This is a genomic window from Psychrobacillus sp. FSL K6-4046, from assembly GCF_038624605.1.
Classification (GTDB): domain Bacteria; phylum Bacillota; class Bacilli; order Bacillales_A; family Planococcaceae; genus Psychrobacillus.
Genome location: NZ_CP152020.1, coordinates 257,506 through 277,071 on the forward strand (window position 1 = coordinate 257,506; position 19,566 = coordinate 277,071).

A 19,566-nucleotide genomic window follows, 5' to 3' on the forward strand; every position below is an offset into this window, starting at 1 on the left:
TCCTTAAATACTAACTCGTTTTCTTACCTAAATATGCCTCAACAACTCTTGGGTCTTCTAGTAAGCTATTTGCTTCTCCGTTAATAATGATTTTTCCGGTTTCCATGACATAGCCATAATCCGCAACCTTGAGTGCCTGCTTTGCATTTTGTTCCACCAACAATACAGTCGTACCGCTAGCTTTAATTTCACGAATCATTTTAAAGATATCGGCAACTATTAATGGTGCTAGCCCCATAGAAGGTTCATCTAGCAATAGCAACTTCGGTTTGGATAGCAGTGCTCTTGCGATGGCAAGCATTTGCTGCTGCCCACCGGATAAGGTACCGCCTAACTGATCCTCCCGTTCTTTTAAAATAGGGAACTGTTCCATAACATTTTCCAAATCTTTTTTTATGTCCTTATCATTCCTGTGATAAGCTCCCATTTCCAGGTTCTCTAGAACGGTCATGCTAGAAAGGATAGCCCTTCCCTCAGGGACAAGGGCAATACCTTTTCTGACAAGCTGGTCAGGTCTCATGCCAGTAATGTTCTCACCTAAAAACTCAACAGTTCCTTTTTGAGGCTTTAGTAGGCCAGTAATTGTTTTCATCGTTGTCGTTTTCCCAGCACCGTTTGCACCGAGGAGGGTGACAACCTGACCCTGCTCTACGACAAGGTTTACATTTTTAAGAGCTTGTATTTTTCCATAAAATGTTTCAATTCCTGTTACCTTAAGCAATTTCTTCATCCTCCTCTGATCCGAGGTAAGCTTCTATTACATCCTGATTATTTTGAATTTCAATAGGAGTACCTTCCGCAAGCTTCTTCCCAAAATTTAAAACTGCAATTCGGTCGCAAAGCTTCATCACAAAAGGCATGTCATGCTCAATCAGTAAAACAGTAACTCCACGCTTTTGAACTTTTTTTATCAACTCAAATAGGTTCTCTGTTTCTGTTTCATTCATACCGGCTGCAGGCTCATCTAATAATAATAGCTTTGGATTACTTGCCAGGGCACGGGCTATTTCTAATCTTCGCTGTTGACCGTAAGCTAAGTTCTCTGCAATTGTTTCTTCGTATGGGGAGAGACCCACTAACTCTAACAGCTCCAAAGCCGCCTCATAATTCCCTTTCTCTTCTTGTTTTTGTGACTTTGTTCTAAGTACACTTTTTAAAACCCCGGATTTATTTCGACAATGGGCACCTACCAATACATTTTCCAAAACGGACATTTGAGAAAACAACCTGATGTTTTGAAACGTACGACAGATTCCCTTATCTGTGATTTTATGAGGTTTCATACCTGAAATATTTTTCCCTAGAAATAAGATTTCTCCAGAGGTAGGGGCGAACATATTAGTTATTATATTGAACATGGTTGTTTTACCAGCCCCATTAGGTCCGATTAATCCGAAAATTTCTCCTTCGTTGATTTGGAATGAAACGTCCGTTAAGGCTGAGATTCCACCAAAGTTTTTAGTTATATTTTTTAACTCTAATACCATTGGAATCCCTCCTTTTAAATGTAAATGTTCGTTTTAGCCAATTTAATACGGGAACATCTATAATTCCTTGTGGGCGGAAAGCCATCAATACAATTAGAATAATCCCGTAAATCATATATCGATATTCACTAATAAATCGTAATGCCTCTGGAAGCAATGTCATAAAGGTTGCTCCGAATATTGCTCCCCATATAACCTCGCTTCCACCAAAAATGGAGAAGATTAAAATATCAATGGCACGGTGATAAGCAAAGTCTGCAGGACTGATATAAGCTAATACATGTGCGTAAAGAGCACCAGCAAAGCCAGCCAAAATTGCACCTTGTGTAAAGGACAATACTTTGTAATAAGTGATATTAATACCCATTGCTTCTGCCGCTTTTTCATCCATTTTAATGGCAGCGTATGCTCTACCAACACGTGACTTGTTCTGCCTGATAAAAAACCAAACGATAAATATAGTAATGATCAGTAAAACAAGTACTACTATTAAATAAATAGCTTGATTGTTTTTAAGTCCAAGCATATCGGGATCAAATCCTAAATCTCTTAAAAATTGAAACAGCTCTCTACCAAGATGAGGTATACCAGACAAGCCAATCGAGCCCTTGGTCACGGAGTCCCAGTTCACAAAAATTACTCGAAGTACTTCTCCAAAACCGAGTGTTGCAATAGCTAGATAAACTCCACTCAATCTTAATGCAGGAATACCAATTAAAATTCCGAAAGCTCCTGCAACTACTGCTCCCAAAACAATACTTAAATAAAGAGGGACCTCAAAGTTGATCGTTAGGAGTGCAGAAGTATAGGCTCCGATACCCATGAAACCTGCATTTCCTAAAGATAATTGCCCGGAGGAAAGCGTTATGTAAATGCTTATCCCTAAGATAATATTGATAAGAATAAAAGAGATAATCTGTAAATAGTATGGGTTTAAAATTTCTCCTAGCATATGATCATCACCTTCCTACCTCAGCAGTTTTCTTGCCGAAAATACCCTGTGGACGTATGAGAAGGATAAAGATAATAGCAACGAAGGCAACGGCATCTCTATACCCAGAATCTCCGTAGGCAACAATCATTGTTTCAGAAAGACCAAGGAGTAATCCTCCAACCATCGCACCTTTTACATTTCCCATACCGCCTAATATGATAATGGCTAAGCCTTTTAAGCCCATGGACAAGCCCATCTGTGGATTAACGGAGTTAAAGGCCATACCTACTAGAATTCCTGCTATTCCACCCAGGGCAGAGGCAAGTATGACAGTTGTTGTAATAGTACGTTTCGTGTTTACACCAAGTAGACTAGCAGTCTCTAAGTTTTCGGCAGTAGCGCGCAGTGCCTTTCCAGCTTTCGTTTTAGAGAGCCAATACGAAAGTACGATCATAAGGGTAATAGAAATCGCAAAGATTAAAATCTGTACTAAATAAATAGTGATGGAACCAACTTGGATTTGAATTTGTGCAAAAGAATGTCGAAACGGATGATTACCGGCTCCAAACAAATGATGCGAAAGGTTCTCCAACAAAATGGAAACCCCAATAGTGCTGATTAAAGGGGCTAGATGTGAAACACCCTGCTTCCCTCGAAGCGGTCGAAGTGCAATCTTTTCTAACAAATAGCCCAAGATTGCGGTAACGATTACTGCAGAAAGAAATGCTACCCAAAGTGGTAATCCTAATACGCTAGTTACCAACACCCCTATAAAAGCACCTATCATGAAAATTTCTCCATGAGCCATGTTAATAATGCCGAGTACACCAAAGACAAGTGTAAATCCAAGGGCAACAATAGCATAAATGCTTCCAAGTGTTATACCGTTAATAATTTGTTCTAAAAGCATGAAAGCTCACCCTTTCAAAATAAGGTAAGGGCTATTCACCCTTACCTTTCATCGTTAGATTTTATTTACTTACTCAAATAATTTAAATTCCCCATCCTGAATGATCAGTACAGTAGGGTCCATGATTACATCGCCATCTTCGTCAAAAGAGATCTTACCAAGAATACCTTCTAAATCTTTTATTTCAGCTAGAGCATCACGGAGTGCATCACGATCTGCTTCCCCAGCATTTTTTAGTGCCTCTGCGTAAATATAAAGAGCATCATAGGCCTGTGCAGCAAATTGGTCTGGCTTGTGCCCATACGCTGTCTCATATTTCTCTACAAAAGCCTTTACTTTTTCATCGGGTTTATCAGCAAACCAAGGAGTTGCAACGATTAATCCGTTAGCTGCTTCCCCAGCAATCTCAATTACTTGAGGTGAGTTGAAACCATTCCCTCCTACAAAAGGAACTTCAATTCCCATTTTTCTCGCTTGATCCATAATAACGGCCCCCTCATTGTAGAGAGCAGAAGCCAAAATTAAATCTGGCTGAAGATCTTTAATCTTAGTAAGCTGCGCATTATAGTCAGACTGTCCTTTTTGGAATGTCTCGATTGTTAATATTTCTAGTCCCATGTTTTCAGCCTCAGCCTTCATCGTATCGAATCCAGATTGAGTGAATAAGTCATCGTTTCCATATAAAATGGCCACTTTTTTAGCGCCGTATTTGTCTACTGCCTTCTCTAATGCTGCTGGAATAGCCAAAGATTCCGGTATAGAGTTACGGAATACATAATCCCCAATTTGAGGAATACCAGCGGCTGTAGTCGATGTTCCCATAATTGGAATACCATTAATATCAGCCTCAGGGCCAACAACGTTCATTTCCGTACTTAACGTTGGTCCTATAATGGCAACAATGTCATCCTGACTCATTAATTTTTGGCCAACTGATAATGCCTGCTCTTGTTTTCCGACAGAATCCTCGATAACAAGCTCAATCTTTACGTCGCCCTTTTCATTAATTTCTTCTAAAGCTAGCTTTAATCCATTTGTAATCGCTTCCCCATAAGCTGCGCCTGGACCTGTCATGTAAGAAATAACCCCTATTTTGGCTGAAATCGTGCCATTAGCGTCCTTACTGCCTTCTCCATTTGTAGACTCCCCAGTTCCACAAGCTGCCAGGAAAACTAACATCGTAACGGTAAAAATAATAGATAACTTTTTAAAAACATTTCCCATACCCCAAACCCCCTAAAAAAGATTTATAAAACATATATCTATATTAAAACTATTAACTCCATAATGTAAAGTTAATATTTTGAATAATTGAAATAATAAAATAATAATATATTGATATATGAAATATAGAACTAGTCATGTAAATAGAGGTTTCAAAGAAAAGATTAATAAGATTAAATTATTTAAAAATAAAGCTATTACGTATAAAACTAGTAGGGTGTATCTTACATAAATTCAAGTTTGCTTCTGACTTTGCTGTCCAAAAGATCAAGATTGGCCCAAACGCTTTTATTTACAAAGATCAACTTCTTCGTGAGCCTTTTATCACAATATAACTTAAAATTCAATTACTTTGGAATTATTTGTTGTTTATAATAGAGTTCTGACTTTACCTCTATATACAAAAATGGAATATTATAACTAATATTAATTTTTAAAAGGAGGAGTTTTATGTGCAGAGGCAAGCAAACAGGGGATGGTTGTAAGGTCGTTAGAAGAGCTAAAAGGAAAAGCATACTATGAAAATATTAGATGTAGACTTATTAGAAAATGGACTTCAGCGGATTGGGAATCAACAGGAGAGATTAAGAGCTGAAATGACTGCTATACAGCAATCGATCGAGGTATTAATTGCTATGGACGAAGTACTGAAAGGGAAAGGAGGAACAGCGATAAGGTCCTTCTATGAAGAGTGTCACCTCCCTCTTCATCAAACCTTTCAATTGTTTTCTCAACATTTTTCAGAAACCTTAGTGAATATAAATAATGCTTTAGAATCACTGGAGTCAAGCACAGAAGGCTATATAGTGGAAACGTATTTGGAGGGTGAAATAGAGACAGGGCTGACGAGTATCTCACAACTCACTAGTGATTTAACTAACCAATCAAATGACATTATGAATCAAGTTAGCGATATTGTACCCCTTCCTCACTTAGATGATAGTCTGGTGCAAGAAGGAGTAAGTAATGCAAGAAAAAGTAAAGATGAAACGATAGACAAGCTTCATGAGTTTGATTCCTCTCAAAAAAATGCATTATCCTCTATAGAGGAAGGTATTAATTTAATGAATCAATGGGTTTCTATGATTGAATCATTATTTTTATCCGGACGTACAGATATGAGATTTGAGACGAACCAATGGAAAGCATTGACGTTGAACAGTGAATTAAAAGATATAGTAGATTCGAAGACCTATCCAATGATTACTTGTACTGCAGGAGACAATGTAGACGAATTAATAGGGACAGAGATTGATCCGGAGATACTGAGCATTATGGAAAATGGTAGAATTAAATCAGTTGAAGGGGAACCGGATGAAACTATGTTGTTTGTCAGGTATCATGCTTATGACAATGGACTTATCGTAAAAGAGTTTCAAAAAATTGAATCCGATCAAATTCAATATGAAATAGTATCCAAGGTAGAAGAAGCACAGGAGTCAGAGGATAAAAACGGTTTTGAAATGGTCGCTGATTTTCTGATTATGGATGATATCAGAACATTAACAGATCCAAATGCATCTTTTTTAGATAAAGGAATAGCTGCCGCCTCTGTTATCCCTATTCCTGTTGGAAAACTTGTAAAAGGCGGTTCGGCAGCAGTCAAAGCTATAGACAACGCTGCTGATGCTTCAAAGGCAGCAGATAAGGTTAGAGATGCTTCTAAAATTGTAGATGAGTTACCTCCTATAGAAAATGGACCATATATAAAAAATGGAAAACCACGTGGAAGACCACAATTATCAGGTGACAAAAAATTAGAATTTGAACGGAAGGTATATGACGACAATGTTGGACCTGATGGCATTTTACGTGATCCAAATACAATGGAGGTCCTTGACTGGAAGCCTGGTCAACCAAGAAGAGGTGCAGTAGACTTTGGACATCGCCAAGGTTATGAGTATCATCCTATGTTTGAAAAATATAGAAATCGTGAAATAACTTTAGACGAGTTGAAAGAGTTCCAATTTAATCCCGAAAACTTTAGGATAGAGAGTCCTGGAGCAAATAGGAGTCGTAAATTCGAAGGGAAATGATAACGATATGAAAATAACAAATGTGTTTGATGCAGTACTAAAAGGAACCTTTGAGGATTTTAAAAGTTTCTATAATGGAGAAGTAAATCAGATAAATCCACATAGCAAGTTAAATTTATTGTCTACCGCAATGCTTAATTATGAGAAACCCAATGATAAGCTGGAGATTATTCAGTATCTATTAGAAAATAGTGTAGATATTTCTTTTACAGATTCTCTATATAAAAGGAATGCTCTACATACTTTCTTTTTTAACGTTATGAAAGGCCCACAAGAATATATGGAACAAGTTGTGAGACTGCTAGTGGAAAATGGTGTAGAAGTAAACGGTTTAGATAAGTTCAATTCGATTCCCTTAAAGTATGCGATAACAGTTAATAAAAATACTACAGAGGATATGAAAGGGATTTATTCTTATTTAGTGGAAAAGGGATCTGATGTGAACATTAAGGATACCTTTAATAAATCAATAGTAGACTACGCAAAAGAGTTTCCTTGGAGAAATGAATTTTTGGAAATAGTAAAGGAGTATGAGCATGGATAATAAAAATGATGCATATGGCGGCTTCATGGTTTCTAAAAACGTCTTGAATGGAGTGCCAATCAGATATAGCTTTAGAGAACCGAGTTCTATACCTCAGTTAAACGGCTGGAATCTTTTCTCGGAGTTAGACGATGATGAATATGTAAACAATCCGGATAACTTTGTCATTGTGAATGCTGAAACTATTTATTCTTTAGCACCACAGATGCTAGAAATTTTTGATGCTCCTTACGGGACCGATTTGTTTTGGGTTTATGAAGAAAACGTACACATCGGTTTTTATGATTTGGTGGCAGATAAGATAACGTCAATTGAACAGATTCTAGCGTAGGCTTAGATGCTCCTAGTTTTGGAGTTTACAAAGTTTAAAAATGGATAGGCACAACCATATAGGAGGGTGGTCATGACGTGTGTCTTGATCACCCTCTTATTCCTTATATTTCCTACACTTATCTGTCATTGACTTTAAAGTAAGTTGTCTATATCGTTAAATGATGATAATGGTTATCAATAAAATTCAGTGAGATAGGATACATATGATAAATAACTTTCAAACAAAAGATCTATCAATAGCCTACGATAAAAAAATAATTGTAGATGATTTAAATATTTCTATTCCAATCGGAAAAGTTACTGCATTGGTAGGAGCGAATGGCTCTGGGAAATCAACGATATTAAAAACGATTGCTCGTTTACTAGAGCCTCAGAGTGGCCAAGTTTTGCTGGATGGGGAAGCCATCCATACCTTCTCTACTAAAGAGATCGCAAAGAGATTAGCAATATTACCACAGAACCCAATTGCACCAGACGGATTGACGGTCAGTGAGCTAGTTGCTTATGGAAGATATCCACATCAGAAGGCATTCAGTACAAATACAAAGCAAGACTTTGAAATTATCCAATGGTCAATGGAAGCTACAGGTTTAATAGAATTTCAAAATCGTCCAGTAGATGAGCTGTCGGGCGGTCAAAGGCAGCGAGCATGGATCGCCCTGGCGCTAGCTCAAAAAACAAATATTTTATTGTTAGACGAACCCACGACTTTTTTAGATATGGGTCATCAGTTAGAGGTTCTAAAGCTTATCCAAAAACTAAATCGAGAAGAGCAATGTACTATTGTGATGGTTGTACATGACTTAAACCATGCCACTCGTTTTGCAGATCATATTATATGTATTAAAGAAGGTAAAGTGGTCAGTAAAGGAAATCCCCACGAGGTTGTGACAGAGGAAGTTATGAAGGACGTGTTTCAAATTGAAGCTACTATTTGGATTGAACCAAAAACAGGGGTTCCGATATGTATTCCAATGGATGTGATAGGTGAAGAGAAGTGATAGATGATAAAACAACGGATCTTTATTGTAAGGAAAGCAATAGAAGGTTTTATGTGACCTTTTTTATAAGTGTATTGTTGTTACTCGTTAGCATGCTGTTTGCATTTTCCTTTGGTGCAAAAAGCTTGCCCTTGGAAACGGTTTGGAATGCTCTTTGGAAAGGTAGTCAAGACAATATAGATTATCAAGTTCTTCAGTTTGTTCGGTTTCCTCGAGTATTAGCTGCTGCGTTAGTAGGGGCTGCCTTTGCAGTGGCAGGCGCTTTAATGCAAGGAGTAACTAGAAACCCTTTAGCTGATGTCGGAGTTCTAGGTATTAACGCTGGAGCAGCCTTTGTTGTTGCCCTTACGTTTGTCTTCTTTCCGCAGCTTCCATTCTCTGCCCTTATGGTTCTTTCGTTCCTAGGGGCAGCCTGTACGACCATGCTCATTTTTTTACTTGGTATGAACTCCCCAGGTGGGCTAACGCCAATTAAGCTCACACTGGCTGGCACCGTGATCGCCTCTATGCTTCATTCTTTAACTTCTGGTATAGCTATTTACTTTGAGCTTAGTCAAGACTTGGCATTTTGGTATGCAGGTGGAGTTGCAGGAGTGGAGTGGGCGCAGTTTTTATTAATCGCACCTATTTTGCTTATTGTTTTAATGTTCTCTATGCTGCTTGGTAAGCCTTTATCATTGATGGCTATGGGAGAAGAAATAGCTACTAATTTAGGCTTAAATACAAAGAGAATACGATTGCTTGCTGTGTTATGTGCCTTGTTGTTGGCTGGAGTCTCTGTTTCCGCAGTTGGTTCCATCGCTTTCGTAGGATTAGTCATTCCACATATTTCTCGGAAGCTAGTAGGGGTAGATTATCGATTTGTCCTTCCGATGAGCGCAGTACTTGGAGCTTTTTTGTTAGTAGTTGCTGATTTGGTTGCACGAACCATTGATCCACCGAAGGAATTTGCTATAGGTGTTATCGTTGCCATGATTGGTGTTCCTTTCTTTTTATTTATTGCTAGAAGGGAAAAGAGACGACTATGAATATGTTTCAGAAAAGAAAACAAAAGATGAGAAAAGTTGGATTTGTTCTATTGATAGTGGTTCTGATCACCATATTATATGGGTTGAATACAGGCTCTTTAAAAATAGCTCCTTTTGATGTTATAAAAACATTGCTTGGACAAGGTACGGATATATGGGAAATGATTTTATTCGACTATCGTTTACCGAGAATCTGTATAACAGTATTAGCGGGCTTTGGGCTTGGCGTTGCAGGTGCAATTTTTCAAGGCATTACCCGAAACCCATTAGCTGACCCAGGTGTTTTAGGTATCCATGCAGGAGCAGGCGTCGGCTTAATGATTTATATGACATATTTTACTTCCTTAAATACACTACCTGCTCTTACGATTCCTTTGTTTACATTTGCAGGGGGTATAGTGGCAGCCACGTTGATCATGTTGTTTGCTTATGAAAAAGGGAAAGGCCTTTTGCCTAATAGATTATTGCTAGTAGGTATAGCAATTGCAGCAGGATTTAATGCAGTTACCTTATATTTATCCCTCCAGTTAGATGAAAAAACTTATTCATTCGCAGCTAGCTGGCTACTAGGTAATATTTGGGGGAGAGACTGGATTCATGTGTATGCGCTGTTGCCGTGGATTCTATTGCTTATACCTATTGTATATATGAAAAGTAAGACGTTAAATAGCTTTTCTCTAGGTGACTCCTTAGCTATGAGTATTGGGACAAGAGTGAATGATGAACGGATTAAATTGTTAGGACTTGCGGTTGCCTTATCTTGTGCAAGTGTGGCGATGACTGGAGGAATTGGATTCATAGGTCTTGTGGCACCTCATATTGCAAGAAGATTAGTAGGCCCAGCTCACGAATATTTATTGCCAATTTCGGGATTGGTAGGGGTAGTAATTTTAGTGTTATCCGATACGATAGCCCGCTCTATATTTGAACCTAGCGCAATTCCTGCAGGAGTGATTGTCTCGGCGATTGGAGCTCCATACTTTCTATACTTGCTATTCAAAGCAAAAAAATACTAAAAAACGTTGTGTTTCAGCATTTTCTAATTTATAATGATAATCGTTATCAATTAAAGATTAGGAGAGAACAATGAAAAAAATATTAGTTATAATGACAGCATTGCTGCTATTGTTGTTAGCTGCATGTGGTTCAGAGACAAAAGATGATACAACGACAGATAAAAAAAGTGAGTCAGCAGTTGATGAAACAGTAACAACTGATGAATATGATAAAAAAGTAGCCTCTATCTCCATCTTTTTAACGGGAGATTTAATGGCTTTAGGAATTACTCCAGATGGAACGACAACGAGTGATTACTTACCACTTGATCCGGAGCGTTTCCCTTCTACAGAATATCTAGGTTTCACAAAAGAGCCAGATATGGAAGCTTTGATTGCCATGCAACCTGATGAAATCTTTATCGATGCAGAGTTTGCAGAGAAGCATGGTTTAGATAAATACGAAGCAATTGCAACGACACATGTGATTAACCTAGACGAAGGTCGATGGAAGGATCATCTGCTAAATATCGCTGAAATTGCGGACCGTAAAGAAACAGCAGAGGAATTTATCGCTGACTATGATGCTCAAGTAGAGAAGGTCGCTACTCTAGCTAAAGAAAAAATTGGTGATGGCACTGTAATGGCAGTGCGAGTATCTGCTAAAGGTATTCGTGTCTATGGGATGGAACGACCACTTGGTCCAATCCTATTTGAAGACTTGAAATTTACTCCTGCCAACGGTGTAAATCAAATAGATGGCAATTGGGAAAATATTTCGAAGGAAGTACTCCCTGATTTCAATGCGGACACAATGTTTGTCCTAGTTTCTTCTGTTGATGAAGGTAGTGAGGAAGTTTTTGAAGAGCTACAAAACGATCCTATCTGGCAAAGTCTAAATGCTGTTAAAAATGACCAAGTATTTGTTATAGGTGAAAATCCATGGTTAGATTATTCAGCTTATGGAAACAAATTGGCATTAGAAAATTTACAAGATATTTTAGAGTCTAAATAATAGGAGAGATGGACGTCCAACAATGGGCGTCCTTTTCTTTTTGTCTATGCTGTTAATCGTAAAGAATGCACAAGGCGCACAAACATTCCTATCATGCTAAAATAGAGCTAACTAGAAACAGAAACAGAGAAAGGGTTTTAGATGATGAATAGTACGATAAACGAAAAGAAAATTAAAGAACTATGTGGCATTACTGCTTTTAAAAAGGGTAAGGCTTATTTTCTTGCGGATAAGGTGCATCTTCATCCTAGCCCTAAAGATGAAAAGGTGATGAAAGCTACTGTAAAGGCAGGAGAGAATTTTATTGTCACTATAAAAGCTGACTCCGTTGGAGAGATTGTGGCCACTTGTACATGTCCCCCTGTCGGTTTTGTTTCCACCTATTGTCAGCATATTGCGGCTGCTCTCATCTCACTCGATGAAAAGCAACGAATGGATGGTTATTTGGCAGAAAGAATGCTAAATCTATTTGAAAAAAAGACCTCACCACCTACAGGAAAGCAGCTGCACTTTGATGAAAGAAAGATACTGGAGATGGAGTTCACGTGCTGTACAGTTCCTTTGGAGGGAGGGGCTTACGGATTCGGTATACAGTTAACTGTTGGCCCCGAACCATTTCAAGAAATAAAGCAGGTAGCAAAATTTCTCTATGAAATGGAAAGAAGAAGACCTTTCGAATATTCGCCAGGCTACTTCTATGCACCGGAGGTCTTTAGCTTTACAAGGGAAACGGATGACGTACTTCAAATATTAATGAAAAGTCAGCGCGTAAATAGTAAGGCATTAATACAGGACGATATTTTGCTTATGTCGGCCACCGATTGGGATAGACTTCTCCCTTTACTCATAAAAGCACCGAGAGTTAAGTTTCTACATGATGATTTTTACTATGAAGGTATTCAACTTGGTCAAGAGCTGCCGATACGTTTTGAATTTGATGAAGCGAAGAAGCCTGACTATCAGTTGAACGTAAAAGGTCTCGATATGGTGACCGTATACAGATCCTATGGCTACGCATTTTCTAAAGGGGTGCTATACAAGCTACAGCCGGAGGAGACAAGCAGACTGGCAGAACTAAAAAGCATGCTGGACCAATCTGGTAAGCATGAGCTAATCATTCTAGAGAACAATATCGACCAATTCATGAAAACAGTTCTACCAGGCTTGATGAAGCTAGGTCAGGTCTACATAGCGGAGCCTATCTCTAAAAGGATGGGAGAAACTCCTCTAAAGGCGAAGCTGTTTCTCGATAGGGTGAAAAATCGCCTGCTTGCTGGCTTAGAGTTCCATTACGGCCATCTGCTAGTCAATCCCTGTGAGGAAACAGAGGAGTCATTCACCCATTTTCCTGGTATACGGCGTCAAAGAGAGAAGGAGCTCGAAATCATGAAGCTCTTGTTGGACTGCGGGTTCACCCAAACGCCAGGGGGATTTTACTTAATGGATGAGGAAGAAGAATATAACTTCCTGTATTATGTATTGCCAAATGTTGAAAAGTGGGTGCAGGTATACGCTTCTACTGCTGTGAAATTACGGGTAGTGAAGGAATATACAGGTCCAAAGATAAGGATTGAGATGAAGGAAAGAACCGAGTGGCTAGAGTTTCGCTTTGAGCTAGACGGTATAAAGGAAAAAGAAATTCAACAGCTGATGACAGCCATTGAAGAAAAAAGAAGATTTTATCGGATACCAAACGGGAATCTAGTGTCGCTTGAAACACCTGAATTTGTAGACCTTGCAAGATTCATGGAGGACATGGAGGTAAGCAGTGAACATTTTCGGGACGGGATGCAGGTTCCTGTTCTAAAGGGGATGCAGATTGCACAGACACTAAGTCGAGGGGATCTACTTGAGCCAGGACAAAGATTTGCTAAGCTCCTTAGGAATCTAAATGAGCCGGAGAACCTGGAAGAGGATGTACCATTAGGGTTAGAAAATGTATTACGAGACTACCAAAAGGCGGGCTTCAGATGGTTTAAACTGATGGCATCATATGGTTTTGGAGGTATACTCGCAGACGATATGGGGCTAGGGAAAACACTTCAAAGCATTGCCTTTATTGAATCGGTGCTATCAGAATCTCGTGTTCGAAAACAGCCCATATTGGTCGTTACGCCTGCATCACTCCTCTATAATTGGAAAAACGAGCTAGGCAAGTTTACTCCACATATAGATGTACAAATCATCGATGGCAGTAAGGCAGACAGAAATGTGGCATGGAAAGCTGGGATAGAGGCTGATGTCCTCGTCACCTCCTATCCTTCCCTACGAATGGACACAGAGTGTTATAGAGATCTTTTCTTTCATACTGTATTTTTTGATGAGGCACAGGCTTTTAAAAATCCAATGACAAAAACAGCTCGGGCAGTGAAGATGCTACAGGCCAAGCATCGATTTGCACTTACCGGGACACCAATAGAAAACTCTTTAGACGAGCTTTGGTCTATTTTCTATGTTGTATTTCCTGGTCTATTGCCAAACAGAAGAGAATTCAGTGAGATGAGAAGAGAGCATATCGCCAAACAAGTTCGCCCATTTATATTGCGGCGTATGAAAACGGATGTTTTACAAGAGCTGCCTAAGAAAACGGAAATGGTCATCTATTCCGAACTGCAGGTCGAGCAAAAGAAACTATATGCCGCACACCTAGCAGAGCTTAAGCATGATGCCCTTAAACATTTAAAGAAAAAAACCTTCCGGAAGAATCGCATTAAATTTCTCGCTGGGCTAACTAGATTACGACAATTGTGCTGTCACCCAGCCCTCTTTGTAGAAGGCTATGAAGGGAGCTCCGCTAAATATGAGCAGTTAATGGAGATTTTAGAGGATTGCCGAATGACAGGTAGACGAGTGCTTGTTTTTTCTCAGTTTACTCAAATGCTAGCCATTATCCGTAGACAGCTCATTAAGCAGGGGGCACCATACTTTTATATAGATGGACAAACCCCTCCAGTGGATCGTGTCAGTCTATGCGAACGATTTAACAACGGAGAGGGAGACTTGTTCCTCGTGTCATTGAAGGCAGGGGGAACAGGGCTTAATCTCACCGGAGCAGATACCGTGATATTATATGACCTTTGGTGGAATCCAGCAGTGGAGCAGCAAGCAGCAGATCGTGCTCACCGCATGGGCCAAACAAATGAGGTTCAAGTCATTCGATTGGTAGCAAAAGGCACCATTGAAGAAAAAATTACACAGCTCCAGCATAGAAAACAAAATCTAATAGAAGAAGTAATCCATTCCGGACAAGATATATTAGCTGGAATGAATGAAGAAGACATTTTAGAGGTTTTGATGGGGGAGTGAGATGACTGAAGAAAGAAAATGCAAAAGACACAGCAAAAAGCTTCACTAAAGCATTGAAAGAATACTTTGGAGACCGAGTAGATAATTTTTCAATTTACAACTTAACAGATACACCACAAGAAATGTTCTCGATAGACTTCCAAGCATATAAATACTTCATAGTTACGTTAGGTTATGATAGAGGCAGTTTTGGATGTGCTATTAACTACGGGAAATCTAATGTGAGTTTAGAAAACAGTCAGAAATGGTTTGATGAAGCAGATATGAATATCTTCTTAAAGGAATTGGAGCAACAGTTAAAATTAAGAATACCGGATAAATTTTTAGATTTTTATGGGTGGAAATAAAGGATAAGAGATTAGTAAAGAATTATTAATGAAAAAAGAGCATCTTTAACATAAGAGTTAGAGATACTCTTTTTTATTATTCTTCTACTAAATAGTGGTATATATCATACTGAACGGGTTGTTCTAAAATCATGTTCATAGTAGCTACACTGTATTCTTTTCCTTTGTCGATAAGGGTGTCATTTTGTGCACTTTTTGGGTCCACTTCAACTTCTCCAAGGTAGTAAAAATCTTTACCTTCACCGTTATGTTTTTTGACAAACAGATGAACCTTTATATTAGAGTCGGTAGAATTAACAATGGGAGAGATGTCCTTAGCTGTAATTTTTCTATTCTTGGTTGAACACCACTTAAAAACATCTGCTGATAAGAACTCGTCCATGTATTTAACTTCTGATTCATCATCGTCAGCTTTGTGGTAATTCACAAAAATAGGACATTTATTCATTTTAACTCGTCCCCCGTTTAACGTGCCTTCTTCATTAGCAGGCCAGTTTAAAAGTCTACATACATCTTTTCTAGAGTATTTCTCATATAAAGTAAATGGATTCAATTTTTTGTATTTTTTATTTTTTTCAAAACTACATAAAATTATATCCTCTAGCAACGATCTAAATGAATCTTTTTCAATACTTTTTTGTAGTTTCTCATTTAGTTTATATATACCATTCTCTATAAAAATAATTGGTATTGAACCATAGTTTTTCTGTGCTGTTGTAACAAAAAAGTCTAAAGATAGTAAATTTTCTACTGAAAAAATAGTCTCATCATCAATATATGTTCCGTAATCTTGTAATAATTTTAGGTAATCTATTTTAGAAATTTCCTTTTGATCCAGCAAACATTGGATTAATAAAACTTCATGGATTCTTTTTCCGTTTATTAATTCTTGAGAAAACATTGTTAATACTGCTTGTTCATATGCGTCTATTTCTACAACAGGTTCATTAATACTAGATAAAAAATCAAAGTAATTTTTCTTATTCATAAAAATTACTTCTGGATCTATTGAATTGTTTTTAATAAAATCTATTAGCTTAGGAACCCTACCTAAACGATTTTTTAGCTCATAGTATGGAGCTTTTAGAAACTCCATATTAGACAATTTCAATTTTTTATTATCAATAGCATCAAAGATACGCTTCTTAGCAATTTCTTCGAAGTTAATTGTTGAAACTCCTTGAATGTAATTGGTGTTAACTGTTCTTCGACGAACATTATCCTTGTTCATAGACTGATCACCAGAAAGAGCAATGGGGATAAGATAGTTATTTTTATAGTTGCCTATAAAATCAATAATAGTAACGTATTCTTTTTCGTCATGTTTGCGTAGACCACGACCTAGTTGTTGAATAAAAATAATGCTAGATTGTGTTTGTCGAAGCATGATAATTTGGTTTAAAAATGGAATATCAATACCCTCGTTAAAAATGTCCACGGTTAAAATATAATCGAGTTCATAGCGTTCCAATTTACTAATAGCATCTTCTCTTTCGGATTGTTTATTATCACCTGTAAGAGCAACTGTTCTTATATGATGAGTTTTTAACACTTTTGAAAGCTCATGTGCTTCTTGCTTTGAACTACAAAAAATTAAACCTCGTACTCCCTTTCCAGAATAACCGTAGTAATTAATCTTCTCTAAGATATGCTGGACACGTTCCTCAGAAACTAAGCGCTGTAAAGAAGAAGTATCATCAATTATCTCTCCATCTCTTTCATAGTCTGTTACCCCAAAATAATGAAATGGACAAAGCATTTCTTCTTCCAAAGCGGCCTGTAGTCTAATTTCATATGCTACTTTGTAGTCAAAAAGTTCAAATATATTGAAGTTGTCTGTACGTTCGGGAGTGGCTGTCATTCCTAACAGAAATTCTGGTTCGAAATAATTTATGATGCTTTGATAAGAACTTGCCCCTGCACGATGAACTTCGTCTATTAGAATGTAATCAAAATCGTCTTTAGAAAATTGTTGTAAATGACGTGTTGATGACAAAGTTTGAACAGTGGCAAATAAGTATCTTGCATTCGTTTGTTTTGTATTACCTGAAAGGATTCCATAGTCATCTTCGTGACCACCTAATATCTTTCTATAGTCTTGTAGTGCTTTTTTTAAAATTTGCTCTCTATGCACGATAAACAGCATTTTCTTTGGAGCAAAGTTTCGAACATCAAAAGCAGATAGGTAGGTTTTCCCTGTACCAGTAGCAGAAATAATTAACCCTTTATTAGCCCCTTTTTCACGAAGATTTCTTAATTGGCCAAGTGCTTCTACTTGCATTTTATTAGGCTGGATTGCAAGGCTATCGGCTAGTTGGTTTGATAAATATTGAGTGTTAACTTGAAGTACATTCGTAGTTTGATGGTTAATAAAAGGCTGGTTAACATAAGTCAGATTGTAGTTGTTTATCCACTCTAAGGTTAAAGGTATTGATTCATTCCAAGCATCTTCGAATTGATTACGAAAGTGATGAATTATTTCGCCCTCTTCAAGAGATGTTAAATAGACATTCCACTCATAGTTAGCTTTTAAAGCACTATCGGTTAAATTAGAGCTTCCAACTATTAGAGAGGAATATTCTTTATGTTCAAATATGTACCCCTTTGAGTGAAAACCTTTTACGCCAGTCAACCGAACTTCTACATTTTCTAGTTTTAATAACTCTTTAAACATTTTAGGCTGATTAAAATTTAAAAAGGTAGAAGTTAAAATTCGACCTTGAATACCTTTTAGCTGTAAATCATAAAGCATAGTTTTTAAAGTAGCTAAACCACCCTCAGTAATAAAAGCTATAGAAAAGATAAAAGTTTCGCATGTCTTCATTTCTTGAAGAAGTGTAGACAAGACATTTTCATGAGATTTATTTGAAAGTAACTTAGGTTTAAATTGTCCGGTTACGGGGCTATTCTTATCTATAAAACCTTTGTGCAATGAGTTCTTCATCTTACGAATCAATGGTTCTATTATAATCACATCATTTCATTTAATTTTTCACTAATAATTTTATTCACCGCAGGAATATCAGCAGGCGCAAAATTAAGTGTATGCAAATATTCCCTTTTGATCCATTTTGCATCCGCATGCTCAGATAAAACTGGAAAACCATCTAATAATTTTGCTTTATACGTTTCTAATCTAACTATAAAATTTTCATACTCATATGTAGTATCTTCAACTTTTTGACCTACCTGAATAGTGCAATTAAATTCTTCATGTATCTCTCGATATAATGCTTGTGTTGGTGTCTCGTCTTTCTCAATTTTACCTCCAGGAAACTCCCAAAGATTGGGAAGTGTCATTTTGGAACTTCTTAATGCACAAAAAATTTCATTGTTTTCATTCTCAATAATTGCTCCTACGACATGAATTAATTTTTTCATAAAATATCCATCCTAAATTTTAATTTTATTTAAATTCATAGCTAATTATAAAATATAAAACAAAAAATTACTTCAAATGATTGGGAATTTATTTATTCTAGTCATTTAGCTAATGTAGATAATTACATCAGGAATAATGAAGAAATAAGAACAGCTAAGTTTTTTTAGCACTATGAATTTTAATTGAGTCAACTTATTACTTATGATTTAATGTTTAGCCCGATTAATGTATAGACTATAACAAGTCAACGACTCGGGGATCAACAAAACAGGTAAGTTAACAGCACTGTGATTTATTTAGGTTTACCTATAAAAGCAGGAATTATGAATTAGGTTCAATCGTAATGAATTTACACCTAAAATGGTACTCTTTGTTATTTTTAAGTAGAATAGGGTAGTAAGTAATAGATGTAATTAGGAGGAATTTTAAATTGAGAAAGTTAACTGTAGTTCTTATGATCTTTGTTTTGTTTTTATCAGCCTGTAGTAATGAGACTGATAAAAAGGAAGGAAAGTCAAAAGATGAAAAATCAAAAGATGAAATGGTTCAGGTAACAATTCCTTTTCGTTTTTATGATGGCGTAAGTGAGGAACAGGTACTTGAACAGGCGGACAAACTTGGGATAAGCAAAACTACAATAAATAAGGAAGATCGACTAGTTGAATATGAGATGACTAGAGGAACACAGGAGGAAATCAGTGCAGATTTAAAGAGCAACCTGAAATCGTTTGTAGAAGAAATAGAAGCGAATGAAGATATTAGCTCGATAAAGGGAATTGAATATAACAAGGAATACAATGACTACACCGCTACTGTAAACCGAGAGCTTTATGAAGCAGATGGCAATGCCCAGGGCTATGCTCTTTTAGGTCTTTTATTGAGAACACTTTATTACCATTATTTTAATGGGGAAGATTATGAAACGTATGAAGTAAAGATTGATGTAAAGGACGAGGATACGAACAAAGTATTTGATACAGTAGATTTCCCTGAGGATGGCGGAATTTAGAAATTAGAGATTCAA

Annotated in this window: 17 protein-coding genes; 10 read left to right on the forward strand and 7 right to left on the reverse strand. The window is 37.2% G+C overall.

Features of this window, described 5'->3' with window-relative positions:
- Nucleotides 1-10 precede the first annotated feature (10 nt).
- The 5 genes from MKY09_RS01375 to MKY09_RS01395 form a co-directional block, all read right to left on the reverse strand.
- The gene (locus MKY09_RS01375; RefSeq protein WP_169360093.1) at nucleotides 11-721 is read right to left on the reverse strand and encodes an ABC transporter ATP-binding protein; all 711 of its coding nucleotides are present in this window, start codon (nucleotides 719-721) and stop codon (nucleotides 11-13) included.
- A complete protein-coding gene (locus MKY09_RS01380; protein ID WP_251556410.1) occupies nucleotides 714-1,487 on the reverse strand; it encodes an ABC transporter ATP-binding protein in 774 nt (257 codons plus the stop codon). The genes MKY09_RS01375 and MKY09_RS01380 overlap by 8 nt, the downstream gene beginning before the upstream one ends.
- Nucleotides 1,459-2,439: a branched-chain amino acid ABC transporter permease gene (locus MKY09_RS01385; protein ID WP_251556413.1), complete on the reverse strand. Its 981-nt coding sequence runs from the start codon at nucleotides 2,437-2,439 to the stop codon at nucleotides 1,459-1,461. Before MKY09_RS01385 ends, MKY09_RS01380 begins: the two co-directional genes overlap by 29 nt.
- A 7-nt stretch (nucleotides 2,440-2,446) precedes the next feature.
- Entirely contained in the window at nucleotides 2,447-3,331 is an 885-nt protein-coding gene (locus MKY09_RS01390; protein WP_169360078.1) for a branched-chain amino acid ABC transporter permease, read from the reverse strand.
- A gap of 69 nt (nucleotides 3,332-3,400) precedes the next feature.
- Nucleotides 3,401-4,555, reverse strand: coding sequence for an ABC transporter substrate-binding protein (locus MKY09_RS01395; protein WP_342567389.1), 1,155 nt, complete (start codon nucleotides 4,553-4,555; stop codon nucleotides 3,401-3,403).
- Nucleotides 4,556-5,073: 518 nt separating this feature from the next.
- Here MKY09_RS01395 and MKY09_RS01400 point away from each other — a divergent pair.
- The 9 genes from MKY09_RS01400 (at nucleotide 5,074) to MKY09_RS01440 (ending at nucleotide 15,160) form a co-directional block, all read left to right on the forward strand.
- Nucleotides 5,074-6,591, forward strand: a complete 1,518-nt coding sequence (locus MKY09_RS01400) for a T7SS effector LXG polymorphic toxin (RefSeq protein WP_342567390.1) — start codon at nucleotides 5,074-5,076, stop codon at nucleotides 6,589-6,591.
- Between the two features lie 7 nt (nucleotides 6,592-6,598).
- Complete coding sequence (locus tag MKY09_RS01405; RefSeq protein WP_169360075.1) at nucleotides 6,599-7,135, forward strand: ankyrin repeat domain-containing protein; 537 nt, start codon at nucleotides 6,599-6,601, stop codon at nucleotides 7,133-7,135.
- Nucleotides 7,128-7,466, forward strand: coding sequence for a DUF2185 domain-containing protein (locus MKY09_RS01410; protein WP_342567391.1), 339 nt, complete (start codon nucleotides 7,128-7,130; stop codon nucleotides 7,464-7,466). The genes MKY09_RS01405 and MKY09_RS01410 overlap by 8 nt, the downstream gene beginning before the upstream one ends.
- A 205-nt stretch (nucleotides 7,467-7,671) precedes the next feature.
- Entirely contained in the window at nucleotides 7,672-8,469 is a 798-nt protein-coding gene (locus MKY09_RS01415) for an ABC transporter ATP-binding protein (RefSeq protein ID WP_342567392.1), read from the forward strand.
- Nucleotides 8,469-9,497: an iron ABC transporter permease gene (locus MKY09_RS01420; protein WP_342568193.1), complete on the forward strand. Its 1,029-nt coding sequence runs from the start codon at nucleotides 8,469-8,471 to the stop codon at nucleotides 9,495-9,497. The genes MKY09_RS01415 and MKY09_RS01420 overlap by 1 nt, the downstream gene beginning before the upstream one ends.
- Nucleotides 9,498-9,523: 26 nt before the next feature.
- On the forward strand, nucleotides 9,524-10,513 hold the full coding sequence (locus MKY09_RS01425; protein ID WP_342568194.1) for an iron ABC transporter permease: 990 nt from the start codon (nucleotides 9,524-9,526) through the stop codon (nucleotides 10,511-10,513).
- Nucleotides 10,514-10,583: 70 nt separating this feature from the next.
- Entirely contained in the window at nucleotides 10,584-11,507 is a 924-nt protein-coding gene (locus MKY09_RS01430; protein ID WP_169360071.1) for an ABC transporter substrate-binding protein, read from the forward strand.
- A gap of 144 nt (nucleotides 11,508-11,651) precedes the next feature.
- Nucleotides 11,652-14,813, forward strand: coding sequence for a DEAD/DEAH box helicase (locus MKY09_RS01435; RefSeq protein ID WP_342568195.1), 3,162 nt, complete (start codon nucleotides 11,652-11,654; stop codon nucleotides 14,811-14,813).
- Nucleotides 14,814-14,866: 53 nt separating this feature from the next.
- Complete coding sequence (locus tag MKY09_RS01440) at nucleotides 14,867-15,160, forward strand: hypothetical protein (protein ID WP_342567393.1); 294 nt, start codon at nucleotides 14,867-14,869, stop codon at nucleotides 15,158-15,160.
- 76 nt (nucleotides 15,161-15,236) lie between these two features.
- Here MKY09_RS01440 and MKY09_RS01445 read toward each other — a convergent pair whose 3' ends face one another.
- The gene (locus MKY09_RS01445; RefSeq protein WP_342568196.1) at nucleotides 15,237-18,125 is read right to left on the reverse strand and encodes a DEAD/DEAH box helicase; all 2,889 of its coding nucleotides are present in this window, start codon (nucleotides 18,123-18,125) and stop codon (nucleotides 15,237-15,239) included.
- A 5-nt stretch (nucleotides 18,126-18,130) separates the two neighbouring features.
- Nucleotides 18,131-18,541 carry a (deoxy)nucleoside triphosphate pyrophosphohydrolase gene (locus tag MKY09_RS01450; protein WP_342567394.1) on the reverse strand — a complete coding sequence of 137 codons (411 nt, stop codon included), beginning with the start codon at nucleotides 18,539-18,541 and terminating at the stop codon, nucleotides 18,131-18,133.
- Nucleotides 18,542-18,972: 431 nt separating this feature from the next.
- Between MKY09_RS01450 and MKY09_RS01455 the strand changes: the two genes are divergently transcribed.
- On the forward strand, nucleotides 18,973-19,551 hold the full coding sequence (locus MKY09_RS01455) for a hypothetical protein (RefSeq protein WP_342567395.1): 579 nt from the start codon (nucleotides 18,973-18,975) through the stop codon (nucleotides 19,549-19,551).
- Nucleotides 19,552-19,566: the final 15 nt, after the last annotated feature.